This is a genomic window from Mycobacteroides sp. H001 (assembly GCF_001440005.1).
Classification (GTDB): Bacteria; Actinomycetota; Actinomycetes; order Mycobacteriales; family Mycobacteriaceae; genus Mycobacterium; species Mycobacterium gwanakae.
On sequence record NZ_LJYH01000042.1, the window covers coordinates 121,340 to 141,388 of the forward strand.

Genomic DNA, 20,049 nt, shown 5'->3' on the forward strand with positions numbered 1-20,049 from the left:
CTGCGACACCCGCGAATTCCCGGCTCAGCAAACATGTTCATTGCTAGCCTGAATCGGTGACTTACCCACCACAGGAGCCGCCCGCAGCGGGCGATCCGTCAGCGTACGACCCACACCAGCCGCCCCCGGGGTACCAGCCGCCCCCGCCGCCTGGATATCAACCCGGGTACCAGCCGGGTCCTCCGCCGGGAGCCCCCCAGTACCCGGGTGGACAATTCCCGCCCCCTCCCCAGGGATACCCGCCTGTGGGCTACGGCTATCCGTCGCAGGCGCCGTGGCCACCGCAGGGACCGTTCAGCGCCGGTGAGTCGTGGAGCTGGTCGTGGGCCCAGGTCACCAAGCGCTTCGGAACCTTCATTCCGCCGTATCTGGTCTGGTTCCTTGCGATCGGTGTGCCGTTCGGAATCGTCTACGCGATTCTGATCGCCAGCCTGCCGCAGACCAGCACCAGCGGCTACGGCGGTGACTCAAGCTCCTCGTACTCATACTCGTATGAGGGACCCGAGTTCTCCGGCGGAGCCATCGCCATCATCATCCTGCTCTACGCGGTGGTGTTCGCCGTCAGCCTCTACGTGGGCGCCTGCATCGTCAGCGCCAATCTCGATGTCGCCGACGGCAAGCCCGTGAGTTTCGGAACCTTCTTCCGCGCCCGCAGTTTCGGCGCCTACACGGGGACCGCGCTCTTGGTCGCGCTCGGAGTGCTGATCGGAAGCTTCTTGATCATCGGCGGAATCATCTTCGGGTTCTTCGCCCAGTACGCCGTGTTCTTCGCCGTCGACCGCGGCCTGGGCCCTGTTGATGCGATCAAGGCCAGCTTTCAGATCGTCAAAGACAATCTGGCACAGGCCTTGCTCGTGTTCCTGATCACCTTGGGTGTTGCTTTCGCCGGTGTCGCAGCGACATTCATCACCTGCGGCTTGGGCGGCATCATCGCCTACCCGACGATTGCGGCCCTATCCGGTCTGATTCACGTCTACACCTACCGGCGTCTCACCGGCGGCATCATCGCACCAGCACCGGTGTAAACCTCGGCGCCGCAAGCCGAGTGGGAATCTCACGAGAGAATCGAGCCCATTTCCCACGCCAGATTCCCACTCGGCGCACGGAGTCACCAACGAAAAGGCCCGGCCTGCATGACGCAGACCGGGCCTTCTTCGTTGGTGGACTTAGAAGTCCATACCGCCCATGCCACCGGTCGGGTCGCCCGCAGGTGCGGCGGCCTTCTCCGGCTTGTCGGCAACGACGGCCTCGGTGGTGAGGAACAGCGCCGCGATGGACGCCGCGTTCTGCAGCGCCGAGCGGGTCACCTTCACGGGGTCGGCAACGCCGGCCGCGAGCAGGTCCTCGTACACGTTGGTCGCCGCGTTCAGGCCGTGGCCCGCAGGAAGGTTCGCGACCTTCTCCGCGACGACACCCGGCTCCAGACCACCGTTGAAGGCGATCTGCTTCAGCGGAGCCGACAGCGCCACCCGGACGATGTTGGCACCCGTGGCCTCGTCACCCTCGAGCGAGAGCGAGTCCAGCGCGGGGGCAGCCTGCAGCAGGGCGACGCCACCACCGGCGACGATGCCCTCTTCGACGGCGGCCTTCGCGTTGCGAACGGCGTCCTCGATGCGGTGCTTGCGCTCCTTGAGCTCCACCTCGGTGGCAGCTCCGGCCTTGATCACCGCAACACCGCCGGCCAGCTTGGCCAGGCGCTCCTGCAGCTTCTCGCGGTCGTAGTCGGAGTCGCTGTTCTCGATCTCGCTGCGGATCTGCGCCACGCGACCGGCGATGGCGTCGGAATCGCCCGCGCCCTCGACGATGGTGGTCTCGTCCTTGGTGACGACGACCTTGCGAGCCTGCCCGAGCAGGGAGATGTCGGCGGTCTCCAGGGAGAGGCCGACCTCTTCGCTGACGACCTGGCCACCGGTGAGGATCGCCATGTCCTGCAGCATCGCCTTGCGACGGTCACCGAAGCCCGGAGCCTTGACGGCGACGGACTTGAAGGTGCCACGGATCTTGTTGACGACCAGGGTCGAGAGAGCCTCGCCCTCAACGTCCTCGGCGATGATCAGCAGCGGCTTGCCGCCCTGGATGACCTTCTCCAGCAAGGGAAGCAGGTCCTTGACGGTCGAGACCTTGGAGCTGACCAGCAGGATGTAGGGATCCTCCAGGACGGCTTCCTGACGCTCGGCGTCGGTCACGAAGTAACCCGAGATGTAGCCCTTGTCGAAGCGCATGCCCTCGGTGAGCTCCAGCTGCAGGCCGAAGGTGTTGGACTCCTCGACGGTGATGACACCCTCGTTGCCGACCTTGTCCATGGCCTCGGCGATCAGATCACCGATGGACTGGTCACCCGCGGAGATGCCCGCGGTGGCCGCGATCTGCTCCTTGGTGTCGATCTCCTTGGCGGAGTCCAGCAGAGAGCTGGTGACGGCCTCCACGGCCTTCTCGATGCCGCGCTTCAGGCCGAGCGGGTTGGCGCCGGCAGCGACGTTACGCAGACCTTCCTTGACCAGAGCCTGGGCAAGCACGGTGGCGGTAGTAGTGCCGTCACCCGCGACGTCGTCAGTCTTCTTGGCAACTTCCTTGACCAGCTCAGCGCCGATCTTCTCGTACGGGTCCTCCAGCTCGATCTCCTTGGCGATGGACACACCATCGTTGGTGATCGTGGGGGCGCCCCACTTCTTCTCCAAGACGACGTTGCGACCCTTGGGGCCCAGCGTCACCTTGACCGCGTCAGCGAGGGCGTTGAGGCCCCGCTCCAGGCCGCGGCGGGCCTCTTCGTCATACGCAATTGTCTTGGCCATTGCGAAGTGATTCCTCCGTATAGGGGGTGGCACGTTCTTTGGCCGGGCTCAGTGCCCGCGACGGACGGACGCAGCTGTGTGGGCTGCGGCCTCACCGTCCCGGCCTAGCACTCACCGGTCGTGAGTGCCAATGCCATTTTTAGCACTCGGACATGGCGAGTGCAAGGGCGATTGGCCGAAGCCCGGGCCAACAAACACGACGTCGGCTCCAGATCAAAAGCCGTGGTGATGTGGACGGACGTCGATACCCACGTCGCACCCTTCGGTCTCACCCCCCATGCTGTAACGCTTTGCGTCCTGCAGAGCACTCAGTCGTGTCACCATCCCCATCAGTAGAGGAGTCGCCATGATCACCGCTCAACTGCAGCGTCACATCGAACCGGACGCACCCTTGGCACGCACCGGGGTCGCCCTGGCGCGCTATGGGCTCGCGATCGTCATCGCGTGGATCGGCATGCTGAAGTTCACCGAGTTCGAGGCCAACGGCATCGTGCCGCTGGTGTCCCACAGTCCGCTGATGTCCTGGGTGTACGACGTCTTCTCGGTCACCGCGTTCTCATCGCTACTCGGAATCGTGGAAATCACGATCGCAGTCCTGCTCTCCGTCAAGCCGTGGTTGCCCCGGCTCTCGGCAGTCGGCAGCCTCATGGCCATCGGCATGTTCGCCACCACTGTGAGCTTCCTGTTCAGCACACCGGGGGTGTTCGAGAGCGCGGCCGGAGGGTTCCCGGTGCTGTCCTCGACCGGGCAATTCCTCATCAAGGATGTCGCGCTCCTCGGCATCTCCGCCTGGACCTTGGTCGATGCACTCACGCGACGCTGAAGCAGCCCTCGTCGCTTCGCTACAAGCAGGCGACGAGGGCGCGTTCGCGCAGGTGGTGGACGCACACACGCCCGCGATGCTGCAGCTTGCGCGCAGCTACGTGAGAAGCCGCGAGATCGCCGAAGAGGTGGTGCAGGAGGCCTGGCTCGCATTGTGCAAGGGGATCGACGCATTCGAAGGTCGATCAACACTGCGCACCTGGCTGTTCACGATCCTGATCAACATCGCCAAGGAACGGGGAATCCGCGAACGTCGCGATACCGCGAAGGCCATCGCGGCATTTACCGGAGGGACCGTCGACCCGGGCCGTTTCCAGGACACCGGCGAGTGGGTGGGCCACTGGCGCGACGACGCCGCCCCGCATTCGTTTCCCGAGACGCCGGAGAACCTAGTGCTCTCCGAGGAGCTGCTCGCCCACGTAGTTCTGCAACTCGACGGGCTGCCGGAGACGCAGCGCGTGGTGGTGACGATGCGGGACCTACTGGGACTCGATTCGAAGGAGGTCGCCGAACACCTGGGAATCACCTCGGCCAACCAGCGTGTACTCCTGCATCGCGGACGGGCGGCGGTTCGTCAAGGGCTTGAGGACTACATGAAGGACGTGAGTTGAATGAACTGCGACGAACTCGTCGAGCTGATCACGGAGTACCTCGACAATTCACTATCACCGGTCAAGCGCGCGAAGCTCGAGGCACACCTGTTGGAGTGCGACGGATGCGTGAACTACCTGAACCAGTACAAATCCACCGTGTCGATCTTGAGCCAGATCCCGCAGGACGGCCCCAGCGCGGCGCTGCGAGAGAGACTGCTCGCCGGTTTTCGGGAGCGGCAACGCTGAGCCGCGAACACGGCCCTACCTATGACGCGCCTAACGACGCGGCCGTAGCCCGTCGAAGACAACGTCGGTGACCTGCTGCGAGACCTCTTTGTTGTAGCTCTGCATGGCCTGGCACCCCACCAGGAGCGCCTTTACCTCGTGCACGCCGATATCGGAGCGCGCCGTGCCCGCCTGCTGTGCGGCCTTCACCAAATCACCCAGGACCGCGTAGAAGGATTCCTCGATCTGAGGGATAAGAGCTTCGACACTGACACCCGCGCCGGCCAGGGCATCCACCAATCCCTGATCGGTCCCACCCCACTCGACCATCACGCGCAGGAATCCGAACAGCGCCTCACCCGGATCGGCCGACTCCAGTAGCTCGCGCCCCTTACCGATCACCGTGCTCATCCGGTCTTCCGCGACGGCGCGATACAGATCCTCCTTGGCCGGAAAATGCCGGTAGACGGTCCCGGCACCCACTCCCGCGCGCCGCGCGATCTCGTCGATCGGGACACCGAGGCCCTCCTCGGCAAACGTTTGATAGGCAACCTCAAGGACCCGCGCACGGTTGCGGGCGGCGTCAGCACGCAAGGGCCGGGCAGGTTGATCCATCTCACACTCCTCAAGGTTCCAACACGCCTTGACAAAACGGGGCGCGCGTTCCGTATATTCGTAAGCGGAGTAGCCGCCCCGGTTACTGAAGATACTACCCAAGGAGCCCCCATGACCAAATGGAATACCACCGACATCCCCGATCAGACCGGTCGCATCGCGATCATCACCGGTGCCAACACCGGCCTCGGACTGGAGACCGCCAAGGCGCTCGCCGCGCACGGCGCCCACGTTGTGCTCGCGGTGCGCAATACGGAGAAGGGAAAGGCAGCGGCCGACGCGATCACCGCGGCCCACACGAACGCCGACGTGACCCTGCAGCCGTTGGACCTTTCCTCGCTGGAGTCCGTACGCCGGGCCAGTGACGAGCTCAAGTCGCGCTACGACAAGATCGACCTGCTGATCAACAACGCCGGGGTCATGTGGACCGAGAAATCCACCACCGCCGATGGCTTCGAGCTGCAGTTCGGCACCAATCACCTGGGGCACTACGCATTCACCGGCCTGCTCCTGGATCACCTGCTACCTGTCGAGGGTTCACGTGTGGTGACCGTCTCCAGCATCGGGCACCGCATTCGCGCCGGGATCCACTTCGATGACCTGCAATGGGAACGCGACTACAACAGGGTCGCGGCCTATGGACAATCGAAGCTGGCCAATCTGTTGTTCACCTACGAACTGCAGCGGCGCCTGGCAGGCACCAATACGGCCGCCCTGGCGGCGCACCCCGGCGGCTCCAACACCGAGCTGGCCCGCAACTCTCCGCTGTGGGTGCGGGCCGTGTTCAACGTGGTCGCGCCGCTGCTCACTCAGGGCGCGGATATGGGTGCGCTGCCCACGTTGCGGGCCGCCACCGACCCTGCAGCCCTGGGCGGGCAGTACTACGGACCGGATGGATTCGGCGAACAACGCGGTAACCCGAAGGTCGTCGCATCAAGCGAGCAATCCTATGACCTCAATTTGCAGCGACGCTTGTGGTCGGTATCTGAAGAACTCACCGACGTGATCTTCCCGGTGAAGTGAGCTGAACGGAAAGAGGCGGGCACTGTGCTGATTGTCGCCGACTGTCACTCTGGTGACACGACACGCGGTGCCCGCCACGCCCGTCGGGATGCACTCCCGTAATCCGTTGCGCTAGTCTGCAGTCCAATCAGTGAGGAGTCTGACGGGTGCGGGCTGTAGAGGCGCCCAGCACCCATACATTGCGGGGCTGGCAGCGTAGGGCATTAGTGCGGTATTTGGCCGCCAAGCCCCGAGATTTCCTGGCGGTCGCGACCCCGGGATCAGGGAAAACAAGGTTTGCCCTGCGCATTGCTACCGAGCTGCTGGCCGACGGTACGGTCGACAAGATCACCGTGGTGGTGCCGACCGAACACCTCAAGGTCCAGTGGGCTCAGTCGGCCACTTCCTTCGGGCTGTCTCTGGACCCGAGATTCAGCAACTCGGACGCACAGAACTCCTCGGAGTATCACGGAGTCGTCGTCACCTATGCGCAGGTGGCAAGTCACCCCACCCGGCACCGGGTCCGCACGGAGAACCACCGTACGTTGGTGATCTTCGACGAGATCCACCACGCCGGAGATGCCAAGAGCTGGGGTGAAGCGGTCCGCGAAGCCTTCGACGACGCGACGCGGCGCCTCTCCTTGACCGGAACCCCGTTCCGCAGTGACGACAGCCCGATCCCATTCATCAACTACGAGCCCGACGGCGCGGGCTTCCAGCGCTCGCAAGCCGACCACACCTACGGCTACTCCGAGGCGCTGGCCGACGGCGTGGTGCGTCCCGTGGTGTTCATGGCGTACTCGGGAGAGGCCCGTTGGCGTGACAGTGCCGGCGAGGAACATGCCGCTCGCCTCGGCGAACCACTCACCGCCGAGCAGACTGCGCGCGCATGGCGCACCACCTTGGATCCCAATGGCGAATGGATACCCGCGGTGCTGCGCGCCGCCCACGCGCGGCTGCAGCAGAAGCGCAATGGCGGGATGACCGATGCCGGCGCCATGATCATCGCCTCCGATCAGAAGGCGGCCCGCGCCTACGCGAAACTACTGACCAACATCACCGGATCGGAACCCACGGTGGTGCTCTCGGACGACCCGAAGTCCTCGGATCGCATCGCGCAGTTCTCCAACAGCACCAGCGAGTGGATGGTCGCGGTGCGCATGGTGTCCGAGGGCGTCGACGTGCCGCGCCTTGCCGTCGGCGTGTACGCGACAAGCGCCTCGACGCCGCTGTTCTTCGCCCAGGCGATTGGTCGGTATGTGCGCTCCCGAACACAAGGTGAGACGGCCAGCATCTTCCTGCCCTCGGTGCCGACACTGCTGGAACTCGCCAGTCTGCTGGAAGAGCAGCGCAATCACGTACTCGGTAAACCACACCGCGAGCCGATGGGCGATGAGGAGCCGGTGGAGCGCAAGCGCACCGAGCCGGGCGAGGAAGAGAAGGGCTTCGAATCGCTCAGTGCCAGTGCCGAACTGGATCAGGTGATCTTCGACGGAGCCTCCTTTGGCACCGCGACGCCAGCGGGCAGCGAGGAGGAAGCCGAGTACCTTGGTATTCCCGGCCTGCTCGATCCAAATCAGATGCGAGATCTGTTGCGGCGCAGGCAAGAAGAGCAGCTAACGAAGCGCACCGCTTCCGGCGAGGTACCCCCGGAAATCACTTCGACACACGGTCAACTGCGCGAACTGCGTCGCGAGCTCAACGCCTTGGTGTCGGCCACGCACTTCAAGTCGGGTAAACCGCACGGCTGGATTCACAACGAGCTGCGCAGGCGGTGCGGAGGCCCCCCGGTGGCCGCGGCCACCCGCGATCAGCTCAAGGAACGCATCGTCGCCGTGCGCACCCTGCATCGGGAGCTCTAAACCTCCGAGTGTCGGCTTAGCGTGTGATTTTCTCGCTCAGCGACACCGAAAGTCGACAGGAACGGCTTAGACGGGGAAATTCACTCCAGTCAACTCTTCCGAGACAGACCAAAGCCGTTGTTGCAGAGCCTGATCGTGTGACTGCCTGGTGGACTTGACCACCTTGGGATACCCACGAAACTCACCAAAGCCCGAGGGCCCGTAGTACTGGCCACCAACGGCGGTGGGGTCCGTAGCGGCACGCAGACTGGGCAAGGCGCCCATGGCCGGACTCTGGGCGAGTTTCAACGCCGCCGCACTGAGCGCCTCCGGACCGAAGGTGATGTGACGCATCAACTCGGTACCCGACGCACCGGGATGTGCCGCCAACGCCACCGTCTCCGCCCCCGCGGCCTGGAGGCGCCGCTGCAGCTCGTAGGTGAACAACAGATTGGCCAGCTTCGACTGAGCATATGCCCCCACCCGGCTGTAGTCGCGTTCCCACTGTAAGTCATCGAAATGTATTGCGGCTCTGAACTTATGACCGTTACTGCTGACGGTTACGACGCGGGAGCCACGCACCGTCGTCAGGTTCTCCAGCAGCAGGGCGGTGAGGGCGAAATGGCCCAGATGGTTGGTGCCGAACTGCAGCTCGAAACCGTCCGCGGTGTTGCCCTTCGGCGGATACATCACCCCGGCGTTATTGATGAGCAGATCGATCTGTGGGTATTGATCACCCAATTGTTCAGCAGCAGAACGGATATCCGAGAGGGAAGATAGATCCAGGCGCTGCAGCGCCAGGTTGCCTGCGGGCGTGGTCTTCCCGATCTCTTCGACAGCGGCAGCACCCTTGTCCAGATCGCGGACCGCAAGAACTACCTGTGCCCCCGCGGCCGCCAACGCGCGGGCGGTCTCCAGGCCCAGTCCGGTGTTGGCACCGGTGATGATGGCGACGCGTCCCGTCTGGTCGGGAATGTCGGCAGTGCTCCAATGTGCGGTCACACACGCATCCTGCCCCAGATCCATCGCGCTGCCCAGCCTGCTTATTCACAGTTCTCCCGGTGTTCGATACCAGGAATCCCACAGCAGGGGTCAATACGCTCATCGCCGGATCACTGAGCTTGGCCACCTACTGCATGTAAGGCGGGTCCGTGCGCAAACTTACTTCTGTTGCCACCCTTGTAATTTCACTTCTGTGCTCGGGCATGGGAGTGGCTGCGGCAGACCCGCTGCCGGTCGCCGACGTCAGCCAGTCTGCCGATACCGACGACGGCTGGCATCTGAGTGCTGCGCTGTCGCGGATGACTATCAACTCTGTGCCAAACATGGCCGCCACTGCGTTCACACGAGAGGGGTTTGTCACCGGCAAGGCCCTCGCCAGCATCGACGGTAACGGCGCGGTTCCGGTCAACTCCGGAACCCTCGTCATGGGGTTGCAGCTGGGCTGCCAGATCGACCTCAGCGAGGGCGGAAGCGTCGACGTCGGCGCGGACGCGGGAGTCAGTCCCGGCTTCTCCGGCGGCAGCAATCTGCTGGCTATGGTCGGCCCTTACGCGGAAGTCAACGGGAGCATCTCGGTCAATCTGCTTCCGGGGACGATCAAGAACATCGTGCTGGGCAAGAAGGCCCTCAAAGGACGCACCGGCGAAATCGTGGTTCACGACGCCCACGTGAAAGTCGACGCCTGCGGCGGACCGGTCTCCATCCGGTTCTTCACGACGGCGCTGATCGACACCGACAAGTCCGACGACAGCGTGAACGTGTACGGGGACATTCTTTCGCTATGAGCCCTACCCACGCGCGACCACAACGCCACCGAATGGCACGGCTGATCATCGCCACCACCCTGTGCGCAAGCCTCATTGTCGGTCCGGCATCCGTGGCACAGGCGGACAACTGCAGCCCCGGCGACTTCGGCGCAGCGCAAGGATGTGCGCCCCCAGCCGCCGCGACCGGCGGCGACAAGGCTGAGACTTGGCCCCCGACGAGTGTGGACTGGCCACCCGAACCCGACTCGGACACCGATTCCGACGGTCAACAGGGCACCGCACCGCCTCCGATCGTCATGCCCGCCGGCGCGGCACCCGTCAAACCCGCATCGCCAGCCCGGGAACCGGCCAGCGCGTCGGCGCCGATTGTCAGTGCCGGCCCTTAGGCGGGCGCCGCCCCGTGAAACACCGCCTCGACGTTGTTGCCGTCAGGGTCGCGGACGAACGCACCGTAATAACCCGGGTGATACTCCGGCCATAGCCGCGGCGCATGAAGGGCCTCGGCGCCTTCACCCGTCGCCGTCGTGAAGAACTCGTCGACCTTCTCGGTGCTCTCGGCAGAGAAGGCAACGTGGATCTCACGATTGGGTCCGCCCGCGGCATCGCCGCCGCCGATCCAAAAGTCAGGCTTTCCCGCGGTCCCGTACCCGATGGCGACACCGAAATCCATCTGTCGCGTGTACCCGAGAACCCCGAGCACCTTGTCATAGAACGCGGCCGCGGTCGGCAGGTCCGCGCAGTTGATACCGAAGTGGTCGATCATGAGGCAGATTCTGGCTCACAGGTCCGACAACAAGGACGGCAAATCGGCGATCGAATCGATGACGTACGCGGGTTGCATCGAATACTGATCGGCAGCCCATCTGTCGAGGGTGTCTTGACGGAACTTCCCGGTGCGCACCAGCACACCCGTCATCCCGACGACTTGGGCCGCCAGCACATCGACATGCAGGTCGTCGCCCACCATCACGACTTGATCCGGCTCGCACCCCATCCGCTCGGCGGCCAGCTGAAATCCCGCCGGGGCGGGCTTGCCGACAGCGACCGCCTTGCGCCCCGAAACCTGTTCCATGCCCGCCAGGTACACACCGGTATCGACGCGCAATCCCTCGCGTGTGCTCCACACCGCGTTGCGATGCATCGCGACCACCGGGATTCCCTGAGCCATCAGGTCGTATACCCGGCTCAGCGCCACATGATCGAACTGCGGACCGGCCCCACCAAGAATGATGACGTCGGGATCATCGGAAAGGGATTCGACGAAGTCGACCCCGGGCATGTCGGCGGTGATGTCCCCGTCGTTCAGCAGATAGCACCGGGCGCCGGGGTGCTGGGCGATCACGTGATCGGCGGTCAGCATGGCGGCAGTAATCACCTCGTCGGCAGGCACTGCCAGGCCCGCTGCGGTCAACAGCTCCGCGATCTGCACTCGGGTACGCGAGGTGGTGTTCGTCAAGAAGCAACGACGAACGTCGTCACTCTCCAGCACCTTGAGGGCCTGCGCGGCGCCGTCGATCGGCTCCCACGAGGTCACCAGGACCCCGTCGATATCGAAGAGCACTCCGCCGACGGTCATGGCGCTATTTTCCCGCCATGCCGTGCGCGGCGCACGCCGAGGGCATTCCGGACCCACCGGACTCAGCGAAACCCCTGCGTGCGGTATGCGCTGGGTGGTCGGGCAATAATGAGCCGATGCGTTCCGTCGCCGAACACCAGCAAGTCGTCGCGGGATTGATCCAGGCGCCCGCGCTTGTCCGGGTGCCGGTAGGTGCGGCTGAGCGACTGGTCCTGGCCGCCGACGTGATCGCGCCACTGAATCTGCCGGTGTTCGACAACTCGGCCATGGATGGGTATGCGGTCCACCGCGACGATCTCGCGGGGGCTTCGCCCACCAATCCGGTGACACTGCCGGTCACCGAGGACATCCCGGCCGGGCGCACCGACGTCCTGACGCTCAAACCCGGTACCGCGCACCGGATCATGACGGGTGCGCCCCTTCCTGCCGGTGCCACCGCGGTGGTGCCCGTCGAAGTCACCGACGGCGGCACCGAAACCGTGACCATCACCGAAGAACCCCGTGCCGGCCAGCACATCCGGTCCGCAGGCGAGGATGTACGAGTTGGCGACTCCGTACTGAGCGCCGGCACCCGGCTGATGGCGCCGGCGTTGGGTCTGGCGGCGGCACTCGGACTCGAGGAGCTGACCGTGCATCCGCGCCTGCGGGTGGTCATCGCCTCCACCGGCAGCGAGTTGGTGCCCCCGGGCACCGACCTCAAGCCCGGGCAGATCTATGAATCCAACGCCATCATGCTTGCCGCCGCTGTCCAGGAGGCCGGGGCCGACGCCGTGGTGGCGCCGACCGTCGCAGACGATGTCGAGCAATTCCTCGCAGTACTCGACGAATTCGGCGCCCAGGCCGACCTGGTCATCACCACCGGTGGAGTCAGCGCCGGAGCCTATGAGGTGGTCAAGGACGCACTCACCGACGCCGGTGTCCAGTTCGTCTCGGTGGCCATGCAGCCCGGCAAACCACAGGGAGCAGGACACGTCAATGGCGTCCCGGTGCTCACCCTGCCCGGCAATCCCGTCAGCGCGCTGGTGTCGTTCGAAGTGTTCATTCGCGAGCCCTTACGCGCGGCGATGGGGCTGGCGCCCGCGCGGGCGCGCCACGAGGCCGTCCTCACCGATCCCATCTCCGCGCCCGCGGGTAAGCGGCAGTTCCGGCGCGGGTGCTGGGATGCCGACAGAGGGACCGTGACGGCTGTCGGACCTCCCGCATCGCATCATTTGAGATGGCTGGCGGCCTCGAACTGCCTGCTGGACATCCCCGAGGATGTCACCGAACTCGCGGCGGGGACCACTGTCAGCGTGTGGAATCTGAGCTGATCACGGCCGTTGATTGTCTAGTCACCGCGGAGCACCGAGAACTCGAGTGCGAGCCTCGCGCGGATTTCACGACAGATTTTCGCGTGAGACTCGCACTCGTTGGTGCCCAAGAGCGAATACGACCCGACTGCACCGTAAAGGTGTACTACTCAGGTGACTCGTTGATACCCCTCGGAAGGCACCACCTGACAACGGCGTCTGGGGAACCACGTCCCCAACTGAATGCCCACATCACTAGGATGGTCCGGTGGCAAGACGCCCCCGCCCCGTAGGTTCAGAGCCGGACTCCGGCATCCCGCATATCGTCGAACTCATCCGCTCGACGATCCCACCGATCCACCCGGCAGGACTCCCGTTCATCGCCGGTGGAGTGGGACTGGCGGGACTTGGGTTCAAGAATCGCTGGATTCGCGGAACCGGGCTGGCGCTCGCGGGCGCTTGCGCCGGATTCTTCCGGCATCCTGCGCGCATCCCACCCAACCGTGCCGATGTGGTGGTGGCCGCGGCCGACGGCCAGATCTGCTTGGTCGATCGCGCGGTACCTCCGCCGGAACTGGGGCTGCCCGCCGAGCCTCTCCCCCGCATCAGCATCTTTCTGTCGGTGTTCGATGTTCACGTGCAGCGGGTCCCCGTCGCCGGTGAGGCGACGGCAGTCATTCACCGCAGTGGGCAGTTCCTGTCGGCCGACCGTGCCGAGGCGAGCGTTGCCAACGAACGCAACAGCGTGCAGATCCGTACTCGCACCGGGCACGATGTGGTGGTGGTCCAGATCGCCGGACTCATCGCACGCCGGATCATCTGCCACGCCAAGGTCGGTGACCAGTTGTCCATCGGCGACACCTACGGATTGATCCGATTCGGTTCCCGGGTGGACACCTACCTGCCCGAGGGGTCGAAAATTCTTGTCCAGCCAGGGCAACGAGCCGTGGGCGCCGAGACCGTGCTGGCCGAGCTGCCGTCCTCCACCGATAACGCGTAAGCGGCTCAGTCATGAACCAAGCCGCGTCCTCGAAGCGCCCCGTACACATCCGGATTCTGCCGAGTGTGATGACGGTGCTGGCGATCTGCGGTGGCCTGTCCTCGATCAAGTTCGCGTTCGACGGAAAGCCCTACATCTCGCTGACCCTGATCGCCGCGGCCGCGATCCTCGACGGTCTCGACGGCAGGATCGCCCGGCTCTTGGACGCGACATCGCGAATGGGCGCGGAGATCGACTCGCTGGCCGACGCGGTGAACTTCGGTGTCGCGCCCGCGGTGGTGCTCTACATCTCGATGCTCTCGGATACCCCGACAGCATGGGTCTTTTCGCTTCTCTACGCGGTGTGCATCGTGCTGCGGCTGGCTCGCTTCAACACATTGCTTGACGACGATTCCCAACCCGCGTTCACCAAGGAGTATTTCGTCGGAGTGCCCTCCCCCGCGGGCGCGCTGATGGTGCTGGCCCCGCTGGCGGCCTTGCTGCAATTCGGCGACGGATGGTGGTCGTCGGTATGGGCGATATGCGCATGGATGGTGTTCGTATCCATGCTCATCGTTAGCCAGATCCCCACCGCGGCCATGAAATCCGTCTCCGTGCCGCCCCGCATGGTGGTCCTGCTGCTCGCGCTGGTGACGGTGGCCGCCGCCGGACTGCTGCAATACCCATACGTACTGCTGCTGATTCTGATCGTTGTCTACCTTGCCCATATCCCGTTCGCCTGGCGCAGTCAGCGCTGGGTGGCGGCCCGACCCGAGTCGTGGGACGCCAAACCCAAGGAGCGACGGGATCTACGCCGCGATCAGCGCCGGGACCAGCGGCGCGCCTTCCGGCACGCCGCACTCCCCAAGCGGCGCACAGCGGAGCGTCTGGGGTTGCGCCGGCCCGGTGGGCCACGCTAGGTACGCATGAGCGAACATCCCGATGCTCTTGGCCCCAATGGCCCGTCACTGACTCTCACCGCCCGCCTCAACACTTCGGCCGTCGACTCGCGGCGCGGTGTCGTCCGATTGCATCCAGAAGCGATTGCAGCCCTGGGTATCCGGGAGTGGGATGCGATTTCGCTGACCGGATCACGAACAACGGCGGCTGTCGTCGGGGTCGCACCGCGCTCAGTTCCGGCCGGCACCGCCCTGCTCGACGACGTCACGCTGTCCAACGCGGGGTTGCGCGAGGATGCGTCGGTCATCGTCTCCCCCGTAACGGTGTATGGCGCACGGTCGGTCAGCGTCAGCGGTTCTTCTCTTGCCACCCAATCTGTTTCGTCCGCGACTCTTCGGCTGGCGCTACTGGGCAAGGTCATGACCGTTGGGGATACCGTGTCGCTGCTGCCACGGGACCTCGGACCTGGCACGTCCACGTCGGAGGCTACGACGACGCTGGCCCGGTCGGTGGGGATAACCTGGACCTCCGAGTTGCTCACGGTGACGGCGGTCGATCCGGCCGGTCCGGTCAGCGTGCAACCCAATTCTCTTGTCAGCTGGCAGGGCACAAACCCGTTGAGCCCCAATGCGCAACAGACGGCTCTGCCTGCCGAAGCCGTCGCCGCTGTGGCTCCGTCGCCCGAGCCCCCCGCCCCGATATCCGTGGAGGACCTCAAGGGCTCCCGGGCGCAGGCGACCCGGCTCACCGAGTGGCTCAAACTCGCCCTCGATGAACCCGCCCTGCTGAAAACACTGGGCGCACAGCCGAATCTGGGCGTGCTGATATCTGGCCCGGCGGGCGTCGGCAAGACGACGCTGGCGCGCGCGGTCTGTGCGCCGCGCACGCTCGTCGAGCTGGACGGGCCGGAAGTGGGTGCCACCACCGCGGAAGGACGTCTCACCGCGATACGGGAGGCCGTGAGCCGGATCCGGCAGTCTGGCGGCGTCTTGCTGATCTCCGATATCGACGCGCTGCTGCCGGCCACCGCAGAACCCGTGGCGACACTCATCCTCGCCGAACTACGTTCAGCGGTAGCCACTTCCGGCGTTGCCTTCATCGCAACGACCGCACATCCCGACGCCATCGACGTGCGCCTGCGCGCTCCCGAGCTGTGCGACCGTGAGCTGGGCCTGAGCCTGCCCGACGCCGCTACCCGTAAGTCACTGCTGGAAGTCCTCTTGACGAAGGTGCCGGCGCAGGACCTACAGCTCGACGAGATCGCCGCGCGAACACCGGGTTTTGTGGTGGCCGATCTGGCCGCGCTGGTCCGCGAAGCCGCATTGCGGGCAGCGGCACGGGCCAGCGAGAAGGCCAGCGCCCCCGCGCTGACCCAGGAAGATCTTGTCGGTGCCCTGTCGGTGATCCGACCGCTGTCCCGTTCCAGCACTGAGGAAGTGGCCGTCGGGTCGATAACTCTCGACGACGTCGGCGACATGGTGGCCACCAAACAGGCTCTGACAGAGGCTGTCCTGTGGCCGTTGCAGCATCCGGACACTTTCGAACGCCTCGGCGTGGACCCGCCCCGTGGGGTACTGCTGTATGGACCGCCCGGCTGCGGAAAGACCTTCGTGGTGCGGGCGCTGGCTAGCTCCGGACGGTTGTCGGTGCACGCGGTCAAGGGCGCCGAGCTGATGGACAAGTGGGTCGGCGCCTCCGAGCAGGCGGTGCGCGAGCTGTTTCGGCGTGCGCGCGATTCGGCGCCATCACTGGTCTTCCTGGACGAGGTGGACGCACTGGCGCCGAGGCGCGGGCAGAGCTTCGACTCGGGTGTCACCGATCGCGTGGTGGCGGCCCTGCTGACCGAACTGGATGGGGTGGAACCGCTGCGCGATGTGGTGGTGCTCGGCGCCACCAACCGGCCCGAGCTCATCGACCCGGCGCTGCTGCGTCCAGGCCGGATGGAACGCCTGGTGTTCGTCGAGCCACCGGATGCTCAGGCCCGCAAAGACATTCTCAAGACGGCCGCGCGGGCGGTACCGCTGGACGCCGATGTAGATCTGGACGCGCTCGCGGCTGGCCTGGAGGGCTTCTCGGCCGCCGACTGTGCGGCGCTGCTGCGCGAGGCCGCGATGGCGGCCATGCGGCGATCCATCGACGCCGCCGATGTGACAGTCGCCGATATCGAAACCGCGCGGGCCACAGTACGTCCGTCGCTGGATCCCGTGCAGGTAGCATCCCTGCGCGCGTTTGCTGACAACCGCTGAAAAGGGTTGCGTCGCGCCAATCGACGAGCGCCCCGTAAACTAGGCAGCACGACACCCCGCCCAACAACCGATAGACGGGAGTGCCTTTGCTTGCCATTCTGCTTGCCCACGCACTTGCCGCCGCGATGGCGCCGCTACTTGTGGCGCGCGTTGGTCGACTGGCGTTCTACCCTCTTGCCCTGGTCCCTTTGGGTTCGCTGATCTGGGTATTGGCAAGATGGCCTGCCGCCGGGGCGGACACCCGTATCGACATCCCCTGGGTGCCCGAGCTGGCGATGGACATCTGTCTGCGCTTCGACTCGCTGGCCGCGATCATGAGCGTGCTGGTGCTCGGCATCGGGTCACTGGTGCTGTTCTATTGCGCGAGCTACTTCCGGCATCGTGACGGGCACACCGAGCCACGGCTTCCGAGTTTCGCTGCCGAGCTGGTGGCCTTCTCCGGGGCCATGTTCGGTCTGGTGATAAGCGACAACCTGCTGCTGCTGTACATCTTCTGGGAACTGACGACCGTGCTGTCCTTCCTCTTGGTGGGTCACTACGCAGAACGGCTCGCGAGTCGCCGCGCGGCGGTACAGGCACTGCTGGTGACCACTGCTGGTGGACTGGCGATGCTGGTCGGGATCATCGTGCTCGGCCATGTCGGCGGAAGCTTCCTGCTCTCCGACCTCATCGCAGACCCGCCATCGGGTATGGCCGCCAGCGTCGGTCTGGTGCTGATACTGATCGGCGCCCTGAGCAAGTCCGCCATTGTCCCCCTGCACTTTTGGCTTCCCGGCGCCATGGCCGCACCAACCCCTGTCAGCGCCTATCTCCATGCCGCGGCCATGGTGAAGGCCGGTATCTATCTGGTGGCCCGTATGTCGCCCGGGTTCGCCGAGGCGACACCGTGGCGGCCCGTCGTGCTGGTGTTGGGCATCGCCACCATGATCCTGGCGGGCTGGCGCGCCCTGCGCGAGTACGACCTCAAGCTGATCCTGGCCTTCGGCACGGTGAGCCAACTCGGATTCCTGGTGGTGCTCACGGGCACCGGTGATCCCGACATCCTGTTGGCCGGGCTGGTCATGCTGTGCGCGCACGCCCTGTTCAAGGCCGCACTGTTCATGGTGGTGGGAATCATCGACCACACCGTCGGGACTCGCGATATCCGCAAGTTGGCGTGGCTCGGAAGACGCGAACCGTCTCTACTCGTGATTGCCGGGCTGGCCGCTGCGAGCATGGCGGGGGTGCCACTGACCCTCGGATTTGTCGGTAAGGAGCTGGCCTTCGCGACGGTGCTGCACAGTCAGGTGCTCGGTTCGTCCGCCCCCTGGGTGCTGGCGGGGATAGTCGTCGGATCCATGTTCACCATCACGTACAGCATGCGATTCATCTGGGGAGCATTCGCACGCAAGGGTTTACCCGAGCCAAGCGCCCGCGTACAGGGGATGCACGCTCCGGCGCCTGCCTTCCTGGTGGCACCCGCCGTGCTGTCGGTGGCAAGCATCGCGGCCGGGATACTGCCCGACTGGCTCAACTGGGCGCTGGGCAGCTATGCCAATCCTGTCGACGCGCATATCGCGATCTGGGAGGGCTTCGGCGTACCGCTGCTGCTTACCGCGATCGCGTTCGCGGTCGGTATCTTCGCGTTCTTCTCGCGGGGACGCCTGCGCAAGGCCCGGCTCGCCGTCAACCCACTGGGTAATGCCGACCGCGGCTACGACGCCGTTCTGCGCGGTGCCGATGTGCTGTCCCAGCGGCTGACCGCACTGACGCAACGAGGCTCGATCCCGTTCACCCAGGCCACCATTCTGGTGACCCTGGTGACACTGCCGACCATTGTGCTGGCACTCGGAGCCCGCGACGAGCCGCACCTCAAACTGTGGGATTCGCCGCTGCAGGGGGTGGTCGGGTTACTGATGCTTGCCGCCGCCATCGGCGCCGCCGTCATGCGCAACCGTCTGGCGGCGGTGCTGCTCGTCGGCATCACTGGCTACGGAACAGGCGTTATCTTCGCACTACACGGGGCGCCAGATCTGGCGCTGACGCAGTTCCTCGTCGAGACCCTGACCCTCGTCATTTTCGTGTTGGTGTTGCGCGCCCTACCCGCCGAGTCGGATGCGGAGCAGGCCAACAGATTCCGGCTGCCCCGTGCCGTGCTCGCGATTGCGGTCGGATGCACCGTGACGGCGCTAGGGGTGTACGCGATGGCGGCGCGACGTGATCGCCCGATCGCCGACCTGCTCCCTGAGGCGGCATACCAGCGCGGGCACGGCGCCAACACGGTGAACGTGCTGCTGGTGGATATCCGTGCCTGGGACACCCTCGGCGAGATCTCGGTACTGCTGGTTGCCGCGACGGGCGTGGCTTCGCTGATGTTCCGGCACCGGCGTTTCGGGAGAGCTCCCCGGGTCGGGGACGCGGCGGGTCAACCGGATGTGGTGGTGGCCTCCAGCGTCTGGTTGCGCGGGAGCGAACTGCGCGACCCCAAGCACCGATCGTTGGTCCTGGAAGTCGCGACACGGCTCATCTTCCCGCTGGTCATGGTGTTGTCGTTCTACTTCTTCTTCGCCGGACACAACGTTCCGGGCGGTGGATTCGCCGGTGGCCTCACGGCCGGTCTGGCTCTCGTACTGCGCTATCTCGCCGGTGGGCGGTATGAGCTGGGCGAGACACTGCCATTCGACGCAGGCAAGATCCTCGGGCTCGGGCTGGCATTTTCCGGCGGGACGGCATTGGCTTCGATCTTGCTGGGGGCCCCGGTGCTGTCTTCGGCCACAATCCAATTCGATGTGCTTGGATTTGGGCACGTCAAGATCGTGACGGCGCTGTTCTTCGATCTGGGCGTATACCTGGTGGTCGTCGGTCTGGTACTCGATGTGCTGCGCAGCCTGGGCGCACGCTTGGATGTGGAGCTCGAAGAGTCTCCACGGGCCCGGGCAGGGGTGCGCGCGTCATGACCAATCTCGGACTACTCATCATCATCGGCGCGCTCACCGCATGCGGCGTGTACCTGATGCTCGAACGCAACCTGACGCGCATGGTGTTGGGTCTGCTTCTCGTCGGCAACGCGGTGAACCTGCTGATCCTCACCGTGGGCGGCCCGTCCGGTAATCCACCGATCATCGGACGCGAGTCCGCGGGGCGGACCTCTATGGCAGATCCGTTGGCCCAGGGCATGATCCTCACCGCGATCGTCATCACCATGGGTGTTGCCGCATTCACTCTCGCCCTGATCTATCGCATGTTCACGTTGGAAGCCGATGACGTCGTCGATGACGACGCCGAGGACGCGCGCGTCGCCCAGGAACCACTTGAACCCGTCACCGACGGCAGGGAAGAGCACCACGAGGCGCCCGAATCCGGCGACGAGGACTCGCCTTCCGAACTCGACGCGCTTCCGGCGGGTGAGAAGTCATGAACG

Annotated in this window: 19 protein-coding genes; 14 read left to right on the forward strand and 5 right to left on the reverse strand. The window is 65.1% G+C overall.

What is annotated here, in order from left to right; genetic code table 11:
• The first annotated feature begins 56 nt into the window (after positions 1 to 56).
• Complete coding sequence (locus AOT83_RS20210) at positions 57 to 1,025, forward strand: hypothetical protein (RefSeq protein WP_057965240.1); 969 nt, start codon at positions 57 to 59, stop codon at positions 1,023 to 1,025.
• 141 nt (positions 1,026 to 1,166) lie between these two features.
• Here AOT83_RS20210 and groL read toward each other — a convergent pair whose 3' ends face one another.
• Positions 1,167 to 2,792 carry a chaperonin GroEL gene (gene groL, locus AOT83_RS20215; protein ID WP_030095704.1) on the reverse strand — a complete coding sequence of 542 codons (1,626 nt, stop codon included), beginning with the start codon at positions 2,790 to 2,792 and terminating at the stop codon, positions 1,167 to 1,169.
• A gap of 346 nt (positions 2,793 to 3,138) precedes the next feature.
• Between groL and AOT83_RS20220 the strand changes: the two genes are divergently transcribed.
• From AOT83_RS20220 to AOT83_RS20230, 3 genes are read left to right on the forward strand one after another with little or no spacing between them, the layout of a single operon-like run.
• Positions 3,139 to 3,615: a DUF417 family protein gene (locus tag AOT83_RS20220; protein WP_030095705.1), complete on the forward strand. Its 477-nt coding sequence runs from the start codon at positions 3,139 to 3,141 to the stop codon at positions 3,613 to 3,615.
• Positions 3,596 to 4,225, forward strand: coding sequence for an RNA polymerase sigma factor (locus AOT83_RS20225; protein ID WP_057965241.1), 630 nt, complete (start codon positions 3,596 to 3,598; stop codon positions 4,223 to 4,225). The genes AOT83_RS20220 and AOT83_RS20225 overlap by 20 nt, the downstream gene beginning before the upstream one ends.
• Positions 4,226 to 4,453 carry an anti-sigma factor gene (locus tag AOT83_RS20230; RefSeq protein ID WP_030095707.1) on the forward strand — a complete coding sequence of 76 codons (228 nt, stop codon included), beginning with the start codon at positions 4,226 to 4,228 and terminating at the stop codon, positions 4,451 to 4,453.
• A 30-nt stretch (positions 4,454 to 4,483) separates the two neighbouring features.
• Here the strand turns inward: AOT83_RS20230 and AOT83_RS20235 are convergent, their stop codons facing one another.
• Positions 4,484 to 5,047 (reverse strand): TetR/AcrR family transcriptional regulator, encoded by a 564-nt coding sequence (locus AOT83_RS20235; RefSeq protein ID WP_030095708.1) that lies wholly within the window; start codon positions 5,045 to 5,047, stop codon positions 4,484 to 4,486.
• Between the two features lie 111 nt (positions 5,048 to 5,158).
• Between AOT83_RS20235 and AOT83_RS20240 the strand changes: the two genes are divergently transcribed.
• Together AOT83_RS20240 and AOT83_RS20245 are read left to right on the forward strand one after the other, a co-directional pair.
• Complete coding sequence (locus tag AOT83_RS20240) at positions 5,159 to 6,070, forward strand: SDR family NAD(P)-dependent oxidoreductase (RefSeq protein ID WP_057965242.1); 912 nt, start codon at positions 5,159 to 5,161, stop codon at positions 6,068 to 6,070.
• Positions 6,071 to 6,216: 146 nt separating this feature from the next.
• Entirely contained in the window at positions 6,217 to 7,911 is a 1,695-nt protein-coding gene (locus AOT83_RS20245) for a DEAD/DEAH box helicase (protein WP_044104808.1), read from the forward strand.
• 66 nt (positions 7,912 to 7,977) lie between these two features.
• Here AOT83_RS20245 and AOT83_RS20250 read toward each other — a convergent pair whose 3' ends face one another.
• Positions 7,978 to 8,892 (reverse strand): SDR family NAD(P)-dependent oxidoreductase, encoded by a 915-nt coding sequence (locus AOT83_RS20250; protein ID WP_030095711.1) that lies wholly within the window; start codon positions 8,890 to 8,892, stop codon positions 7,978 to 7,980.
• 203 nt (positions 8,893 to 9,095) lie between these two features.
• Here AOT83_RS20250 and AOT83_RS20255 point away from each other — a divergent pair, with 203 nt between their 5' ends.
• Both AOT83_RS20255 and AOT83_RS20260 read left to right on the forward strand, forming a co-directional pair.
• A complete protein-coding gene (locus AOT83_RS20255; protein ID WP_030095712.1) occupies positions 9,096 to 9,677 on the forward strand; it encodes an MspA family porin in 582 nt (193 codons plus the stop codon).
• A gap of 32 nt (positions 9,678 to 9,709) precedes the next feature.
• Complete coding sequence (locus tag AOT83_RS20260) at positions 9,710 to 10,045, forward strand: hypothetical protein (RefSeq protein ID WP_057965243.1); 336 nt, start codon at positions 9,710 to 9,712, stop codon at positions 10,043 to 10,045.
• Here the strand turns inward: AOT83_RS20260 and AOT83_RS20265 are convergent.
• Both AOT83_RS20265 and AOT83_RS20270 read right to left on the reverse strand, forming a co-directional pair.
• Complete coding sequence (locus AOT83_RS20265) at positions 10,042 to 10,422, reverse strand: VOC family protein (RefSeq protein ID WP_057965244.1); 381 nt, start codon at positions 10,420 to 10,422, stop codon at positions 10,042 to 10,044. The genes AOT83_RS20260 and AOT83_RS20265 overlap by 4 nt on opposite strands.
• Before the next feature lie 15 nt (positions 10,423 to 10,437).
• Positions 10,438 to 11,235, reverse strand: a complete 798-nt coding sequence (locus AOT83_RS20270) for an HAD-IIA family hydrolase (RefSeq protein ID WP_030095715.1) — start codon at positions 11,233 to 11,235, stop codon at positions 10,438 to 10,440.
• A 116-nt stretch (positions 11,236 to 11,351) separates the two neighbouring features.
• Here AOT83_RS20270 and glp point away from each other — a divergent pair, with 116 nt between their 5' ends.
• The 6 genes from glp to AOT83_RS20300 all read left to right on the forward strand — a co-directional run bounded on the left by glp (position 11,352) and on the right by AOT83_RS20300 (position 20,046).
• Positions 11,352 to 12,545 (forward strand): gephyrin-like molybdotransferase Glp, encoded by a 1,194-nt coding sequence (gene glp, locus AOT83_RS20275; RefSeq protein WP_030095716.1) that lies wholly within the window; start codon positions 11,352 to 11,354, stop codon positions 12,543 to 12,545.
• 247 nt (positions 12,546 to 12,792) lie between these two features.
• The gene (locus tag AOT83_RS20280) at positions 12,793 to 13,524 is read left to right on the forward strand and encodes a phosphatidylserine decarboxylase (RefSeq protein WP_030095717.1); all 732 of its coding nucleotides are present in this window, start codon (positions 12,793 to 12,795) and stop codon (positions 13,522 to 13,524) included.
• An 11-nt stretch (positions 13,525 to 13,535) separates the two neighbouring features.
• A complete protein-coding gene (gene pssA, locus AOT83_RS20285) occupies positions 13,536 to 14,423 on the forward strand; it encodes a CDP-diacylglycerol--serine O-phosphatidyltransferase (protein WP_057965245.1) in 888 nt (295 codons plus the stop codon).
• A gap of 6 nt (positions 14,424 to 14,429) precedes the next feature.
• Positions 14,430 to 16,649, forward strand: coding sequence for an AAA family ATPase (locus AOT83_RS20290; protein ID WP_057965246.1), 2,220 nt, complete (start codon positions 14,430 to 14,432; stop codon positions 16,647 to 16,649).
• Between the two features lie 86 nt (positions 16,650 to 16,735).
• Positions 16,736 to 19,585 carry a Na+/H+ antiporter subunit A gene (locus tag AOT83_RS20295; RefSeq protein WP_057965283.1) on the forward strand — a complete coding sequence of 950 codons (2,850 nt, stop codon included), beginning with the start codon at positions 16,736 to 16,738 and terminating at the stop codon, positions 19,583 to 19,585.
• A complete protein-coding gene (locus AOT83_RS20300) occupies positions 19,582 to 20,046 on the forward strand; it encodes a Na(+)/H(+) antiporter subunit C (RefSeq protein WP_057965247.1) in 465 nt (154 codons plus the stop codon). Before AOT83_RS20295 ends, AOT83_RS20300 begins: the two co-directional genes overlap by 4 nt.
• The last annotated feature ends 3 nt before the right edge of the window (positions 20,047 to 20,049 follow it).